This is a genomic window from Ornithinimicrobium tianjinense, assembly GCF_014636495.1.
GTDB lineage: Bacteria > Actinomycetota > Actinomycetes > Actinomycetales > Dermatophilaceae > Ornithinicoccus > Ornithinicoccus tianjinensis.
Map to the genome: position 1 here is coordinate 236766 of NZ_BMEM01000002.1, position 14156 is coordinate 250921.

At 72.3% G+C, this 14156-nt stretch carries 15 protein-coding genes and 2 tRNA genes; 7 read left to right on the forward strand and 10 right to left on the reverse strand.

Features of this window, described 5'->3' with window-relative positions:
- Positions 1-8: 8 nt before the first annotated feature.
- Positions 9-629 (forward strand): 2-phospho-L-lactate guanylyltransferase, encoded by a 621-nt coding sequence (cofC, locus tag IEV65_RS08970; RefSeq protein WP_229735107.1) that lies wholly within the window; start codon positions 9-11, stop codon positions 627-629.
- Positions 630-635: 6 nt separating this feature from the next.
- Positions 636-869: a hypothetical protein gene (locus IEV65_RS08975; RefSeq protein WP_188429985.1), complete on the forward strand. Its 234-nt coding sequence runs from the start codon at positions 636-638 to the stop codon at positions 867-869.
- 1 nt (position 870) lies between these two features.
- On the opposite strand, the gene IEV65_RS08980 is transcribed toward IEV65_RS08975, so the two are convergent.
- The gene (locus IEV65_RS08980; RefSeq protein WP_188429986.1) at positions 871-2001 is read right to left on the reverse strand and encodes a DNA glycosylase AlkZ-like family protein; all 1131 of its coding nucleotides are present in this window, start codon (positions 1999-2001) and stop codon (positions 871-873) included.
- A 37-nt stretch (positions 2002-2038) separates the two neighbouring features.
- Between IEV65_RS08980 and IEV65_RS08985 the strand changes: the two genes are divergently transcribed.
- Positions 2039-2740 carry a M50 family metallopeptidase gene (locus IEV65_RS08985; protein WP_188429987.1) on the forward strand — a complete coding sequence of 234 codons (702 nt, stop codon included), beginning with the start codon at positions 2039-2041 and terminating at the stop codon, positions 2738-2740.
- A 3-nt stretch (positions 2741-2743) separates the two neighbouring features.
- Here IEV65_RS08985 and IEV65_RS08990 read toward each other — a convergent pair whose 3' ends face one another.
- The 6 genes from IEV65_RS08990 to clpS form a co-directional block, all read right to left on the reverse strand.
- Positions 2744-3538: an HU family DNA-binding protein gene (locus IEV65_RS08990; RefSeq protein WP_188429988.1), complete on the reverse strand. Its 795-nt coding sequence runs from the start codon at positions 3536-3538 to the stop codon at positions 2744-2746.
- A 150-nt stretch (positions 3539-3688) separates the two neighbouring features.
- Positions 3689-3761 (reverse strand) — tRNA-Glu (locus IEV65_RS08995).
- Positions 3762-3846: 85 nt separating this feature from the next.
- A tRNA-Gln gene (locus tag IEV65_RS09000) sits at positions 3847-3918 on the reverse strand.
- A gap of 116 nt (positions 3919-4034) precedes the next feature.
- A complete protein-coding gene (gene gltX, locus IEV65_RS09005; protein ID WP_188429990.1) occupies positions 4035-5594 on the reverse strand; it encodes a glutamate--tRNA ligase in 1560 nt (519 codons plus the stop codon).
- A 30-nt stretch (positions 5595-5624) separates the two neighbouring features.
- Positions 5625-6212 carry a DUF2017 family protein gene (locus IEV65_RS09010; protein WP_188429992.1) on the reverse strand — a complete coding sequence of 196 codons (588 nt, stop codon included), beginning with the start codon at positions 6210-6212 and terminating at the stop codon, positions 5625-5627.
- A gap of 2 nt (positions 6213-6214) precedes the next feature.
- Entirely contained in the window at positions 6215-6547 is a 333-nt protein-coding gene (gene clpS, locus IEV65_RS09015) for an ATP-dependent Clp protease adapter ClpS (protein ID WP_188429994.1), read from the reverse strand.
- A 38-nt stretch (positions 6548-6585) separates the two neighbouring features.
- Between clpS and IEV65_RS09020 the strand changes: the two genes are divergently transcribed.
- Together IEV65_RS09020 and IEV65_RS09025 are read left to right on the forward strand one after the other, a co-directional pair.
- Positions 6586-7887, forward strand: a complete 1302-nt coding sequence (locus tag IEV65_RS09020; RefSeq protein ID WP_188429996.1) for a nicotinate phosphoribosyltransferase — start codon at positions 6586-6588, stop codon at positions 7885-7887.
- A 12-nt stretch (positions 7888-7899) separates the two neighbouring features.
- Positions 7900-8472, forward strand: a complete 573-nt coding sequence (locus tag IEV65_RS09025) for an isochorismatase family protein (RefSeq protein WP_188429998.1) — start codon at positions 7900-7902, stop codon at positions 8470-8472.
- Between the two features lie 22 nt (positions 8473-8494).
- Here the strand turns inward: IEV65_RS09025 and IEV65_RS09030 are convergent, their stop codons facing one another.
- On the reverse strand, positions 8495-9790 hold the full coding sequence (locus tag IEV65_RS09030; RefSeq protein ID WP_188430000.1) for a homogentisate 1,2-dioxygenase: 1296 nt from the start codon (positions 9788-9790) through the stop codon (positions 8495-8497).
- An 86-nt stretch (positions 9791-9876) separates the two neighbouring features.
- Here IEV65_RS09030 and IEV65_RS09035 point away from each other — a divergent pair, with 86 nt between their 5' ends.
- Together IEV65_RS09035 and fahA are read left to right on the forward strand one after the other, a co-directional pair.
- Positions 9877-10731: a hypothetical protein gene (locus IEV65_RS09035; protein ID WP_188430003.1), complete on the forward strand. Its 855-nt coding sequence runs from the start codon at positions 9877-9879 to the stop codon at positions 10729-10731.
- Positions 10731-11891: a fumarylacetoacetase gene (gene fahA / locus IEV65_RS09040; RefSeq protein WP_188430005.1), complete on the forward strand. Its 1161-nt coding sequence runs from the start codon at positions 10731-10733 to the stop codon at positions 11889-11891. The genes IEV65_RS09035 and fahA overlap by 1 nt, the downstream gene beginning before the upstream one ends.
- A 9-nt stretch (positions 11892-11900) precedes the next feature.
- On the opposite strand, the gene IEV65_RS09045 is transcribed toward fahA, so the two are convergent.
- Positions 11901-12695: an RDD family protein gene (locus IEV65_RS09045; RefSeq protein ID WP_188430315.1), complete on the reverse strand. Its 795-nt coding sequence runs from the start codon at positions 12693-12695 to the stop codon at positions 11901-11903.
- Positions 12696-12861: 166 nt separating this feature from the next.
- Complete coding sequence (gene hppD / locus IEV65_RS09050; protein ID WP_188430007.1) at positions 12862-14091, reverse strand: 4-hydroxyphenylpyruvate dioxygenase; 1230 nt, start codon at positions 14089-14091, stop codon at positions 12862-12864.
- Between the last annotated feature and the right edge of the window lie 65 nt (positions 14092-14156).

Below are 14156 nucleotides of genomic sequence, written 5' to 3' on the forward strand. Positions count from 1 at the left end.
ATGCGTGCGTGAGGATCGAGCCGGAGCCGACGCCGTGGCACGTCGTGATCCCCGTCAAGCACGCGCACCTGGCCAAGAGCCGGCTCGCCCCGCCCCCGCCGCTCTCCCGGCCCGAGCTCGCCCGCGCCGTGGCCCGGGACACCCTGGAGGCGGTATGCCGTGCCGTTCCCCCCGACCAGGTCACCGTCGTCACCTCCGACCTGGACGCAGCCGGGGCGGCCGCCGGGCTGGGTGCCGCGGTGGTGCCGGATCCCGACGAAGGGCTCGACGCGGCGGTGCGCGCCGGTCTCGCGGCGTCCGCCGGGCCCTGGTTCGCCGTCCTGCTCGGTGACCTGCCCACCCTGACCCCCGCCGAGCTGAACGCCGCGCTCGACGCGTGCGCGGCATACCCCTCCGCAGTGGTCCCCGACGCCCAGGGCAGCGGCACGGTGCTGCTCACCTCGACCCAGGGACACCCCGAACCACGGTTCGGGGCCGGGTCCGCGGCGCGGCACGCGTCGACCGCCACGCTCCTGCCGCTGGACCTGCCCCGGCTGCGCAGGGACGTGGACACCTGGGCCGACCTGGGCGAGGCGCTGGCCCTGGGCCTGGGTCCGGCCACGCGCGCCGCCCTGGCGCACCTAGAGTGAGGTGCCATGCAGGCGAGCGTGCACTCCTTCGACCTCGAGACCCGGACGGGCAGCGTGCTGCTCGACACCGGCCGGCTGCTGCCCTTCGACGCGGCCGTCTTCGACGCCAGCTCGCTGCGGCACCTGCGGACCGGCCAGCGGGTCTCCGTCGAGGTCGAGCCCGAGGACCCCGAGACCCCTGGTGCGCACCTCACCCGGCTGTGGATCGTCGGGATCGGCGAGGGCGAGACGATCCGCTGACTCAGGGACGGCCGAGGTGGTCGGGCAGCCGCACCTCCAGACCCAGCCAGGTGGCGAGGTCCTCGATCTCGGCGACCACGCGCTCCCGCCGGGCGGCGCTCCAGGCGCCGTCCTCGTGCAGGGCGTCGACCCGCAGCACACCGGCCTTGCGGTCGGCGGTGGCGTCGAGCTTGCCGACGAGCGTGTCACCGTCCAGCACCGGCAGCGCGTAGTAGCCCCACCGCCGCCGGGCCCTGGGCTTGTACATCTCCAGCACGTAGTCGAACGCGAACAGCTCGCCCATCCGGGTGCGGTCGAAGACGAGGCGGTCGATCGGGCAGAGCAGCGCCGCGCGGCCGCGCCACGACGCCCCGTCCAGGTAGTCCGGATGGACGCGCCAGGTCCCCCGGACCCCCTCGACGACGGCCTCCTCCCCCGCGGTGCCCCCGTCGACGGACTCCGTGGGGCACTGCGGGCCGCGCGGGCGCAGCAGCCCCAGGGCGGCCAGCCGACGCCGGTCCTGCTCCTCGCGCGCCTCGGACAGAGGCACGGTGGGCCCGTCGGGGTAGACCCGTCCCGCCAGGTCCCAGACGCGCTGACCGCGCTCGCGGCCAGAGACCGCCACCTCGCCCCGCGCCGTCATGAAGTCGAGGAGCCGCTGGACGTTCTTGGCATCGGTCCAGCCGCTCGAGCGCCACGGCACCTCCACCGAGTCAGGCAGCGCCCCGGTCACGGACGGTCCTTCCGACTCCAGGGCCGCGAGGATGTCCCGCCGGGCGCGGTCGTTGGCGGCCACCCAGTCGGCGTTGGCCCGCTGGTAGGGACGCAGCTCGTCGCTGCCGGGGTGGGACGTCGGCCAGGCCGCCATCTCGGCCCGGTAGAGCGCGAGGTCCTCGGCCGGCCGGACGTGCCCCAGCAGCTCGACCAGCACCCGCTCGGCCAGGAGCCGGTCGAGCTCGCCCGGGTCGTAGGCCGACCCCAGCCGCGTCCACAGCACGAGGTGCTGGGCGGGCGCAACAGCCGTGACGGGGTCGATCTGCAGGTGCGTGAGCTCGCGCACCGTCTCGACGACGTCGCCGGGGCGCTCGCGGGTGAGCAGCTGGGCCCGGACGGCGACCCTGCGGGCGTCACGTCGGCTGAGCTCGTGGACCATCCAGCCAATCTAGGGGCAGGTCTGCGATAGTGCCCCGGTGCTGAGCGAGATCTGGGACCGGGCCACCTCCGTCCAGCCACCGCTGTCCTGGCCGGCCGCCCTCGTGCTCGGTGTGCTCGCGCTGCTCGTCACCTGGAGCCCGCTGGGCTACCGCCTCGCCCGTCACCTGGTGACCCTCGTCCACGAGCTGGGCCACGCGCTGGTGGCCCGTCTGGCGGGGCGCTCGGTGCGCGGCATCCGTCTGCACGCTGACACGTCCGGCCTGACGGTCTCGCGCGGGAGCGCGCGGGGACCGGGGCTCTTGCTCACCCTCCTGGCCGGCTATCCGGCGCCCGCCGTGGTCGGGGCCCTGGGCGCGCTCCTGCTCGGTCGGGGGTATGCCGCGGGCCTGCTCTGGGCGCTGGTGCTGGCCTGCGCGGCGGTGCTGCTGATGGTCCGCAATGTCTACGGCCTGCTCGTCGTGCTGGCCGTCGGGGCCGGGGTCGCCGCGCTGTCGTGGGCGGCGCCCGCGCCCCTGGTCACGGGCACGGCATACCTGCTGGTGTGGCTCCTGCTGCTCGGCGCCCCACGCTCCGTCACCGAGCTGCAGCGGCAGCGTCGACGCCGGCGCGACCGCAGCAGCGACGCCGACCAGCTGGCCGCCCTGACCGGCGCACCGGCGGTGGTGTGGGTGGGGCTCTTCTGGCTGGTCTGCGTGGGCGGCCTGGTCGTGGGCGCCGCGTCGCTGCTGCCGGTGTAGGGCTCAGCCCTTCTTGCCCTTGCCGCCCTTCTTGCCCTTCTTGGCGTCCTTCTTGGCGTCCTTCTTGCCGGACTTCTTCTCGTCCTTGGTGCCGGCCTTCCTGGTGTCCTTCGTGCCGGCCTTGGAGCGGTCCTTCTTCGTCGACGCCTCGTCCTTGGCCCGGGCAAGCTGTGCCTTCTTGGCGTTGATCATCGTGCGGGTGATCTCCTCACCACCGGTGACGAGGCCACGCGACGGGGCGACGGTCGGAGCCTCCTCGACGGGCGCCTCCGCGACCCGGGTGGCACGCACCGTGCTGGGCGTGCCGGTGGACGCGGTCCTGCGCGTGCGGGTCGGCGTGCTGGTCGTCGTGGCCGGCACGGGGGCTGGGGCCCCGCCGGTGGCAGCCCGCGCTGTGGAGCCCTGCCTGGTGGAGCTTCCTCCGGGCGCGCCCCGTCGCACGCTCGCCGGCACCCCCTCACGCTGGGGAGCGCTGCCGTCGCTGGCCACGCGCACTCCCGCCAGGCCCTCCGTGGGCAGCCTGTCGGGGTCGTTGACCACGTCCTTGAAGTAGGCGGCCGGCCGGAACCGCGGAGAGCTGGTCGCGTCGATCGGCACGGCCTGGCCGGTGCGGGGGTTGCGGCCGGTGCGCGCCGCCCGGTCGACACGCTCGAACGTCCCGAATCCGGTGACGACCACGCTGCCGCCCGCCGCCACCTCGCGCAGGACCAGGTCGACCAGGCCCTCGACGGCCAGGGTCGCGGCCGCGCGGCCCCCGACCCGGGGTGCCAGCGCCTCGATCAGGTCAGCCTTGTTCATCGGTGCTCCCGTCCGTCAGCGTGCGGGTGGTCCCGCCGTTCGATGCCGCCAACCTAGCCGCGAGAACCGTTGGCGGGCAACGGCAGAGGCGCTTGCCAGGCAAGGAGAAAGGCCCCCACCGCCGGGGCGATGGGGGCCTTTCGCACGGTGTAGCCCCGACGGGATTCGAACCCGCGCTACCGCCTTGAGAGGGCGGCGTGCTAGGCCACTACACAACGGGGCCGTGCGCTTTGGCGCGTTTTGCGCCGAGGAGAGACTCTACCTCATCGGCATTCTCTCCGCGAAATCGGCTGGCGCCGATCGTCGCGCTGGGGTACCAGGACTCGAACCTAGACTAACTGAACCAGAATCAGTCGTGCTGCCAATTACACCATACCCCAAGGGGTATCCCCGGACGGTTTCCCGACCGGCGAACCGAGGAGAAACCTTACCGTGCCGCGGCGCCGGACCCAAATCCGGGTCCGGTCCGCAGCGGGGCGACCCGGCGCCCTGGCCCTCAGAGCTCCGAGCGGAGCCGGCGCAGCCGCGCCATGGTCTCGTGCTTGCCCAGGATGGCCATGGACTCGAACAGCGGCGGGCTGATCCGCTGGCCGGAGACGGCCGTGCGCAGTGGTCCGAAGGCGAACCGCGGCTTGAGGCCGAGGCCCTCGATTAACGCCACCCGCAGCGCCTCCTCGATCCGCTCCGGCGTCCACTCCACGCCGCCGCCGAGGGGCTGGGGGAAAGCCCCGGAGATCGGCTCGAGCGCGTCGATGGCGGCGTCCAGGACCGCCGGGCTGTCGTCCTTGAGCTGGGCCCGGGCGTCGTCGGCGATCTCCAGCTCCTCGCCGCGGACATAGAACGGGCGGACGAGCGGCACCGCCTCCGACAGCACCTGGACGCGGGTCTGGATAAGGTCGGCCACGTCCTTGAGGCGGGCCAGCTCGCCCATCCCTGACTGCGGGCCGAGCACCCCCGCCTCGCGCAGCACCGGAAGAAGACGGGAGGTGAACTCCTCCAGCGGGAGCCGGCGCAGGTGGTCGGCGTTGATGGACTCGGCCTTCTTCTGGTCCCAGCGCGCCGGGTTGGGGTTGACCTCGCGGACGTCGAAGGCCCTGACCAGCTCCTCGGGGCTGAACAGGTCCCGGTCCGGCCCGATGGCCCAGCCGAGCAGCGCCAGGTAGTTGACCATCCCCTCGCGGACGAACCCGCGCTCCCGGTGCAGGAAGAGGTTGGACTGCGGGTCGCGCTTGGACAGCTTCTTGCTGCCCTCCCCCAGCACGAGCGGCAGGTGGGCGAAGGTGGGGACCCGCTCCGCCACGCCGATCTGGATCAGCGCGCGGTAGAGCGCGATCTGGCGGGGGGTCGAGGACAGCAGGTCCTCGCCCCGGATGACGTGGGTGATGCGCATCATCGCGTCGTCGACCGGGTTGACGAGGGTGTAGAGCGGCTGGCCGTTGCCACGGACGATGACGTAGTCGGGCACGGACCCGGCAGGGAAGGTCACCTCGCCGCGGACCAGGTCGTGGAAGGTGATGTCCTCGTCCGGCATCCGCAGCCGCAGCACCGGCTCACGGCCCTCTGCCCGGAACGCCGCCACCTGCTCCTCGGTGAGGTCGCGGTCGGCGTTGTCGTAGCCCAGCTTGGGATCGCGCCCGGCGGCCCGGTGGCGGGCCTCGACCTCCTCGGGCGTGGAGAAGGACTCGTAGGCGAACCCGGCCTCGAGCAGCCGGCGGGCGACGTCGACGTGCAGGTCCCGACGCTCGCTCTGGCGGTAGGGGCCGTGGTCGCCGCCCACCCCGGGACCCTCGTCGTAGTCGATGCCGAGCCAGTCGAGGGCCTCCACGATCTGGTCCATCGACTCCTGGCTGTCCCGTGCCGCGTCGGTGTCCTCGATGCGGAACACCAGCGTGCCGCCGTGGTGCCGCGCGAAGGCCCAGTTGAAGAGCGCCGTGCGCGCCAGACCGACGTGCGGGGTGCCGGTGGGGCTGGGGCAGAAGCGGGCGCGGACGTCGGCGCCAGTCACCTCGGTGTCCTCGGTCGGTGACTTCGCGGCAGGGGCAGGATGAGTCGTCATGATGCGGGCCAGCCTACTGGCCCGGCGATCTCACCTGCCCTGCAGCAGCGCCCCCGTGACCGACTCCTGCAGCCAGGACAGGAAGTCGTAGTAGGCCATCTTCTGCGCGGTGGCGTCGTCCAGCTCCACCTCGCCCGCCAGGGCGGCGTCGAGCAGCTCGTGCAGGCGCTCGGAGTCCTCGTCCGTGCGCAGCCCGAGCCGCTCCCCCAGGATGAGCCGGGCGTCGGTGAGCGCGACCGCCAGCGCCCTGGCCTGGTCGAGGTCGATCTCCAGCGTGGGCGGGGTGGCGCCGTCCAGCGCCGCGATCGCGGTCGCGATGGTGGCCGCCTTGCGCTGACGGAGGCCGTGCTCGGTCAGGCGGCGGAACTCCGCCGCCTGCTCGGCGTCCTCGCGGGAGGCCGGCGGCAGGAGTCGCGCGAGGGCCGGGTCGGCCGGCTCCTGAGGATCGACCTCGTCACCGAGCCCCGCGACGAGGTCGAGGAAGGGGTCGCCGGTCTCGGGTCGCTCGGGCGCGACGAACGCGCGCGTCAGCTCCAGGACGTGACGGACGACCGCGACCTCCTCGGCGTCGAAGTCGGCCACCAGCCGTCCACCGCGGTGCCGGAACGGGCTCGCCATACCTAGTCGTCCTTCTGGAAGGTGGCCCACAGGCCGTAGCCGTGCATGGCCTCGGTGTCGGCCTCGCACTTCTCGCGCGAGCCGGTGGACACGACCGCGCGCCCCTTGGTGTGCACGTCCATCATCAGGGCCTCGGCCCGGGCCAGCGGGTAGCCGAAGTGGGTCTGGAAGACCCAGGTGACGTAGGACATGAGGTTGACCGGGTCGTTCCACACCAGGGTGACCCAGGGCGTGTCCGCCTCCGGCCGCTCGAGCACCGCGACCCCGCCCTGCTGCTGCGGGGTGGTCTGCGGGCCCGTGGGCGGCGCGGGTGGCTGGGGGGTGTCGATCGGCACGTGTCCACTCTAGACACGCCCCGTCCTAGGCTGGTCCGGTGAACGCGAGCACCGCCCTCCTCACGGACCACTACGAGCTGACGATGATCCAGGCCGCCCTCGAGAGCGGGCACGCGGACCGGCCGTGCGTCTTCGAGACCTTCGCCCGGCGCCTCCCGGACGGGCGGCGCTACGGCGTCGTGGCGGGCACGGGGCGGTTCCTGGAGATGCTGCGGGACTTCAGGTTCGGCGAGGAGGAGATCGGCTTCCTGCGCGACCGCGGGATCGTCGACGGGCGCACCCTCGACTGGCTCGCCGACTACCGCTTCTCCGGCGACATCTGGGGGTATGCCGAGGGCGAGGTCTACTTCCCCGGCTCGCCGCTGCTCGTGGTCGAGTCGACCTTCGCCGAGGGCGTGGTGCTGGAGACGCTGGTGCTGTCCACCCTCAACCACGACTCGGCGGTGGCGTCGGCCGCCTCGAGGATGACGGCCGCGGCGGGTGAGCGTCCGTGCATCGAGATGGGCTCGCGCCGCACCCACGAGGGGTCGGCGGTCGCGGCGGCGCGCGCCGCCTACATCGCCGGCTTCGGGTCGACCTCCAACCTCGAGGCGGGGCGCCGGCACGGCATACCCACGGCCGGGACGGCCGCGCACTCCTACACCCTGCTCCACGACGACGAGCGCGACGCCTTCGCCAACCAGCTCGCGAGCCTGGGGCTGAGCACGACGCTGCTCGTCGACACCTACGACGTCCGCGCGGCGGTCGAGCTGGCGGTGGAGCTCGCCGGGCCGGCTCTGGGCGGGGTGCGGCTGGACTCCGGCGACCTCGTGGGTCAGGCGCAGCAGGTGCGGGCCCAGCTGGACGCGCTCGGCGCTCACGGCACCAAGATCGTGGTGACCTCCGACCTCGACGAGCACGCGATCGCCGCCCTGGCTGCTTCGCCGGTCGACCGCTACGGCGTCGGCACCAACGTGGTGACCGGCTCCGGGCACCCGGCCGCCGGGCTGGTCTACAAGCTCGTGAGCCGCGAGAGCGACGCCGGGGTGATGGAGGGGGTGGCCAAGGCGAGCAAGGACAAGGCCTCGGTGGGCGGGCGCAAGTTCGCGCTCCGGCGCCGCTCCGCCGACGGCGTCGCCCAGGCGGAGATCATCGGCATCGACGAGCGTCCCCAGGACGACGGCGACGACCGCGAGCTGCTGGTGCGCCTGGTCGAGCGTGGCGAGGTGGTCGCCCCGACCGACGCCGGGACCGCCCGCGCGCACCACGCGATGGCCCGCGCGGAGCTGCCCCGGGAGGCGCTGCGCCTGTCCCACGGCGAGGCCGCGATCCCCACCACCTATCTCGACGACTGGAGCTGAAGGAGCGGACCCATGAGCAGAGCGCTGATCATCGTCGACGTCCAGAACGACTTCTGCGAGGGCGGGTCGCTGGCGGTGGAGGGCGGCACGGCGGTCGCCGTGGCGATCGGGGAGCACCTCCGCGACCACGGGCAGGACTACTCCGCCGTCGCTGCCACCGCGGACTGGCACGTCGATCCTGGCGAGCACTGGTCGACGGAGCCGGACTACCGCACCACCTGGCCGGTGCACTGCGCCGCCGGCACCGAGGGCGCGCAGTTCCGCGCCGAGCTGGCTCCGGCCCTGGAGCACGTCCACGCCGTCTTCCGCAAGGGCGAGCACGCCGCGGCATACAGCGGCTTCGAGGGGTTCACCGAGGCGCACGGACGCCGCACCGGCCTGGCCGAGTGGCTCCGCGAGCGCGAGGTGCGCGAGGTCGACGTCGTCGGCATCGCGACCGACCACTGCGTCCGGGCGACGGCGCTGGACGCCGTGCGAGAGGGCTTCGAGGCCACGGTGCTGCTGGACCTCGTCGCCGGGGTGTCGCCGGACACCACGCAGGCGGCGCTGGTCGAGCTGCGCGAGGCCGGGGTCAGGCTGACCTGACCCCGGCCCCGCGGCAGCGGCGTCAGCTCGTGCTGAACACCTCGTCCTGCCCGGGCGACCCGGCGTCAGGACGGCCGCTGCCGGCCCCCAGGCTCCGGCTCCAGCTCTGCGAGTAGACACCGTCGTCGACGGCCCGCGCGGCCTCGCCGAGCTCCAGCGGGCGGAAGGTGTCGACCATCACCGCCGTCTCGTCGAAGTAGTCGACGCCGATCGACTTCTCCATGGCCCCGGGCTGGGGCCCGTGGGCGTGCCCGCCCGGGTGGACCGAGATCGAGCCCTTGCCGATCCCCGACCCCTTGCGCGCCTCGTAGTCGCCGTCGACGTAGAACATGATCTCGTCGGAGTCGACGTTGGAGTGGTAGTAGGGCACCGGGATCGACAGCGGGTGGTAGTCCACCTTGCGCGGCACGAAGTTGCAGACGACGAAGTTCCACCCCTCGAAGACCTGGTGGACGGGCGGCGGCTGGTGGACCCGGCCCGTGATGGGCTCGTAGTCGCGGATGTTGAAGGCGTAGGGGTAGAGGCAGCCGTCCCAGCCGACGACGTCGAAGGGGTGGTACGGGTAGGTGTAGATGGTGCCGACCAGGCCGCCGCTGCTGTGCTCACCGCCGCCGCGGTGCTTGATGTAGACCTCGGTGTGCTCCTGCGGGTCCAGGCCGAGGTCCGCTGCCAGCAGGGGGCCCTCGGGGGCGCGCAGGTCGCGCTCGCAGTAGGGGGCGTGCTCGAGCAGCTGGCCGAACCTGGACAGGTAGCGCTTGGGCGGGCCGATATGGGAGTTGCCCTCGATGACGTAGGCGCGCAGCGGCTCGGTGAAGCCCTCGTCCCCCTCCACCCGTGGGATCCACCGGTGCGTCGTGGCGCGCGGGATGATCAGGTAGTCGCCCTGCCCGACCTCGAAGGCTCCGAACACGGTCTCCACGCGGGCGCCCCCGCGCTCGACGTAGACGCACTCGTCGCCGATCCCGTTGCGGTAGTAGGGACTCGGCGCGTCCGCCACGACGTAGAGCAGCCGCACGTCGCCGTTGCCCAGCACCAGCCGGCGCCCTGTCACCACGTCCGTCCCCGACGAGAACTCCAGGTCGTGCAGCTTGAGGTGGCGCGGCAGCAGCGGGTGGTTGGGCACGGTCGACATGTCACCGAGGTCCCAGACCCGGGCGCCGGCGATGGCCGAGGGGATGTTGCGGTGGTAGAGGAGGCTCGAGTCGCTGGAGAAGCCTTCCTCACCCATGAGCTCCTCGTAGTAGAGGTTGCCCTGGTCGTCCCGGTGCTGCGTGTGCCGTTTGGGTGGGACGGCGCCGGCGGTGCGGTAGTAGGCCATGTCGGCTCCGATCGTCGTGGAGGCAGGCCGTCCGATATCCGGACGGAGAGAGTGCTCTCTGGCCACCATGCAGTAGCGTGCCGGGCATGTCAACGATGGCCGTGTCCCGCGCGCTCCTCCTCGACCTGGTCGACGACGCGGCCGTCTTCCCGCCGGGCAACGCACCTGTCGAGCGGGCCTGGTCCGAGCACCTGGCGCTCCGCGCCGGCCGGTATGGCGACCTGCTCGGCCCCCTCCTCATCGGCATCTCCGGTGCAGCCTCCCTCGTCGACGTGGCCGCCGCCAGCCCAGGGGGACCGGTAGGGGTGGCCGTCATCGCCCGCGCCGGCACCGCCGTGACGGACCTGCTCTCGGCGGTGGAGACCCTCGCCGCCAGTCCCTGGCTCACCGTCGTCGCCGTCGAGGTCGCCCACGACGCGGACGGTGACTGGCGCCGGGCGCTCTCGCTCGGTGTCCCCGTGGCCGTGGAGGTGCCCCGCGACCCCGAGGCCCAGCGCGTGGCTCTCGACGAGATCGCCGCCGCGGTGGAGGAGGCGTCGCATCCGGTCCTGGCCAAGCTGCGCACCCAGGCCACCGCGCAGGCTCCCGCGCCGTCCCCGGACGAGCTGGCCGCCTTCCTGGTCGGCACCCGCGAGCGCGGGCTCACCTTCAAGCTGACCGGCGGCCTGCACCACGCGGTCGCGGGCGAGGACGAGCACGGCTTCCACCACGGCGTGCTCAACGTGCTGCTCGCCACCCACGACCTCTCTGGCGGGGCATCCGCCGGGGCCGTCGCCGAGCGTCTCGACGTCCGGGACGGGCGTGCGCTCGCCGAGATCGTCCGCATGCTGGACGCCGCTGACGTCGCCGCCGTCCGTTCGCGTCTCGCCTCGTTCGGTTGCTGCGGCGTGACCGACCCCCTCGACGAGCTGCACGAGCTCGGCATACCCGAAGGAGCCTGATGACCCCGCTCGACCTCCACCACCTGCCCTACGGCGCGATCGGCGTCGACGAGAGCGTGCACCTCGCCGTCCGGGTCGGCGACCACGCCCTGGACCTGGCCGCGGCGGGTGCCGGGACGCCGTGGGCCGACGCCCTGGCGATGCCCACCCTCAACGCGCTGCTGGACCTCGGGCCCCAGGCCTGGGCCGAGCTGCGGAGCTGGCTCCAGGAGACCCTCCCGACCGGCGCCCTGGACCAGCACCTCGTGCCGCTGGCGGACGTCGCGCTGCACCTTCCCCTGGAGGTCCGCGACTACGTCGACTTCTACGCCAGCGAGCACCACGCCTCCAACGTCGGCGCGATCTTCCGCCCCGACGGCGCGGCCCTGACCCCCAACTGGAAGCACCTGCCGATCGGCTACCACGGGCGCTCGTCCACGGTCGTCGTCAGCGGCACCGACGTGGTGCGTCCCTGCGGGCAGCGGAAGGGACCCCAGGACCCCGCGCCGGTCTTCGGCCCCAGCGTCAAGCTCGACATCGAGGCCGAGGTGGGCTTCGTCGTGGGCGGCTCGACCCCGGTCGGCAGCCGTGTGACCGTCGACGAGGCCGGCGACCACATCTTCGGTGTCGCACTGTTCAACGACTGGTCGGCGCGGGACATCCAGGCCTGGGAGTACGTCCCGCTCGGCCCCTTCCTCGGCAAGTCGTTCGCGTCCACGCTCGCCGGGTGGATCACCCCGATGGCGGCCCTGGAGGCGGCGAAGATCCCGCTGCCGCAGCAGGACCCCACCCCGCTCCCCTACCTGCTGGGCAAGGACCTCTACGGCCTGGACCTGCGGCTGGAGGTCCTTCTCAACGGCGAGGTCGTCTCGCGACCGCCCTACCGGACGATGTACTGGTCCCCCACCCAGATGCTCGCCCACCTGACGGTCAACGGGGCGAGCCTGTCCAGCGGCGACCTCTTCGCGTCCGGCACGACCTCCGGCGTGGCGGTGGACGAGCGCGGCAGCCTGCTCGAGCTCACCTGGAACGGCACCGAGCCGCTCACCCTCGCGGACGGGTCCAGCAGGACCTTCCTCGAGGACGGCGACTCGGTGACCATCCGGGCGACCGCGCCGGGGCCGGACGGCAGCGTCCTGACCCTCGGCGAGGTCAGCGGGACGATCCGCCCCGCGGTGTGACCCGGCTCCTCAGCGCTTCTTGACCACGTTGGTCTTCGCGGCCTTGTCGTGGAGAGCCTGGCGCTTGCCGTCCCACAGCGGCCACAGCACGTTGAGCAGGTAGACCGGGGCGAAGACGCCGCTGAGCTGGTAGACGAGGGAGCGGATGAGCGCCGCGCCCCAGCCCGGCAGCCCCGGCTGGTCGCGCAGGCGCACCCGCAGCCCGGTCATCAGCTTGCCGAGCGTGCCGCCGACGAGGGCCACCATGACCACCTCGTAGACGAAGCCGACCACGGCGAGCACCAACGACCACTGGGCCACCCGTCCCATCAGCTCCGCCGGGGGCTGGGCTGCGGGGTCGGTGGCGCTGAGCGCCCAGTCCGTGTAGTCGGCCCACACGCCGGGAACCAGGGTGTTGGCGACCAGCCCCCCGACGATCGCGATGACGATGCTGTCGAGCAGTCGCGCCCCGACCCGGTGCCACCAGCCGGCCAGCGGCTGACCGTCCGGCGTGCGGGTGCGCTCGTCGGTCTGGGTGGCAAAGCCCCCCGGCATGGCCTGGTAGGGCTGCTGACCCGTCTGGCCGGCATAGGGGTTGTTCTGTCCGTACTGCCCGTACTGCTGCTGCCCGTAGGGCTGGCCCTGCTGCTGCTGGCCGGCGAACGGTCCCCCGGGCTGACCGTAGGCCTCCTGGGCCGGCGCCCCGGCGCGGTCGAGGTCGGGCTTCTGCTTGGGGCTGGTGTGGTTCGTCCACTGGACCCCGTCCCAGTAGCGAAGGTTCTCGGCGTTCTGCGGGTCGTCGTACCACCCTGCTTGCTGACTCATGTGGCCCACTCTCCCACGTCACGAGCGTCCGTCCGACCAGGACACCGTGGGCTGTGGACAGAGCACGCGAGGCGGCCCGCCGCCCCGCAGAGAAGAGCGCGGACGGCATACCTCCCCATTGAGGTATGCCGTCCGCCGTCACGGGACGCTGTGCACCGGCGCGGGCTCAGAGGTTGCCGCGCCGCTCCTGCTCGCGCTCGATTGCCTCGAAGAGCGCCTTGAAGTTGCCCTTGCCGAAGCCGAGCGAGCCGTGCCGCTCGATAAGCTCGAAGAACACCGTCGGACGGTCCTGCACCGGGCGGGTGAAGATCTGCAGCAGGTAGCCGTCCTCGTCGCGGTCGACGAGGATGCCGCGCTTCTGCAGCTCCTCGATCGGCGCCCGGACCTTGCCGATCCGCTCGCGCAGCTCGGGGTCCTCGTAGTACGAGTCGGGCGTGTCGAGGAACTCGATCCCGTTGGCGCGCATGTGGTCGACGGTGGACAGGATGTCGTTGGTCGCCAGGGCCAGGTGCTGCGCACCGGGGCCGCGGTAGAACTCGAGGTACTCGTCGATCTGCGACTTCTTCTTGGCCACCGCCGGCTCGTTGAGCGGGAACTTGACCCGGTGGTTGCCGTTGGCGACGACCTTGGACATCAGGGCGGAGTAGTCGGTGGCGATGTCGTCACCGATGAACTCGGCCATGTTCACGAAGCCCATGACCTTGTTGTAGAACTCGACCCACTCGTCCATCTTGCCGAGCTCGACGTTGCCCACGATGTGGTCGAGCGCCTGGAAGAGCCGCTTCGGCTCGCCCTCGCGCTTGGCGTAGGTGGAGCTCCTCGCGACGTACCCCGGCAGGTAGGGGCCGGAGTACACGGACCCCTCCTCCATCACGTTGACGCGCTGCACCAGGGTGTGGCGGGTCTCGCCGTAGGTGGCGATCGCGGCCACGCGCACCTTGCCGTGCTCGTCCTCGAGGTCCTCGGGCTCCTGCAGGATCGTGGCCCCGATCGAGCGGGCGTGCGCGATGCAGCGGTCCACGTCCGGGACTTCCAGGGAGATGTCCACGACACCGTCGCCGTGCGCGCGGACGTGCTCGTGCAGGGGGCTGTCCGGGTCGACGCCGCCCTTGATGACGAACTTGATCGAGCCGGACTTCAGGACGAAGGCCTTGTGGTCGCGGTTGCCGGTCTCGGGGCCGGAGTAGCCGACCAGCTCCATACCGAACGCGGACTGGTAGAAGTGGGTGGTCTGGGTGGCGTTGCCGACGACGAAGACGATCGCGTCCCAGCCGGTCACGGGGAAGACGTCGGTGGACTCGTCGTAGGGCACCAGGCCCACGAGCTGCTTGAGCTGGTCGAGCTCAAGCTCGGCATCGCGCTCCTGATCGGTCAGCTGGACGGCGGTGTCGGTCATGGGGCGAGCCTGAACGTTGACGGTATGACGCGCAAGCTCGCCGTGTTGAGGTGGTCAGGGTGCAC

Bases quoted from the DNA above. Each gene is read 5' to 3' on its own strand.
- IEV65_RS08975 (WP_188429985.1), top strand. From the start codon at position 636: ATGCAGGCGAGCGTGCACTCCTTCGACCTCGAGACCCGGACGGGCAGC.
- IEV65_RS08980 (WP_188429986.1), bottom strand. From the start codon at position 2,001: ATGGTCCACGAGCTCAGCCGACGTGACGCCCGCAGGGTCGCCGTCCGG.
- IEV65_RS08990 (WP_188429988.1), bottom strand. From the start codon at position 3,538: ATGAACAAGGCTGACCTGATCGAGGCGCTGGCACCCCGGGTCGGGGGC.
- gltX (WP_188429990.1), bottom strand. From the start codon at position 5,594: ATGACGACTCATCCTGCCCCTGCCGCGAAGTCACCGACCGAGGACACC.
- IEV65_RS09010 (WP_188429992.1), bottom strand. From the start codon at position 6,212: ATGGCGAGCCCGTTCCGGCACCGCGGTGGACGGCTGGTGGCCGACTTC.
- IEV65_RS09025 (WP_188429998.1), top strand. From the start codon at position 7,900: ATGAGCAGAGCGCTGATCATCGTCGACGTCCAGAACGACTTCTGCGAG.
- IEV65_RS09030 (WP_188430000.1), bottom strand. From the start codon at position 9,790: ATGGCCTACTACCGCACCGCCGGCGCCGTCCCACCCAAACGGCACACG.
- IEV65_RS09035 (WP_188430003.1), top strand. From the start codon at position 9,877: ATGTCAACGATGGCCGTGTCCCGCGCGCTCCTCCTCGACCTGGTCGAC.
- fahA (WP_188430005.1), top strand. From the start codon at position 10,731: ATGACCCCGCTCGACCTCCACCACCTGCCCTACGGCGCGATCGGCGTC.
- IEV65_RS09045 (WP_188430315.1), bottom strand. From the start codon at position 12,695: ATGAGTCAGCAAGCAGGGTGGTACGACGACCCGCAGAACGCCGAGAAC.
- hppD (WP_188430007.1), bottom strand. From the start codon at position 14,091: ATGACCGACACCGCCGTCCAGCTGACCGATCAGGAGCGCGATGCCGAG.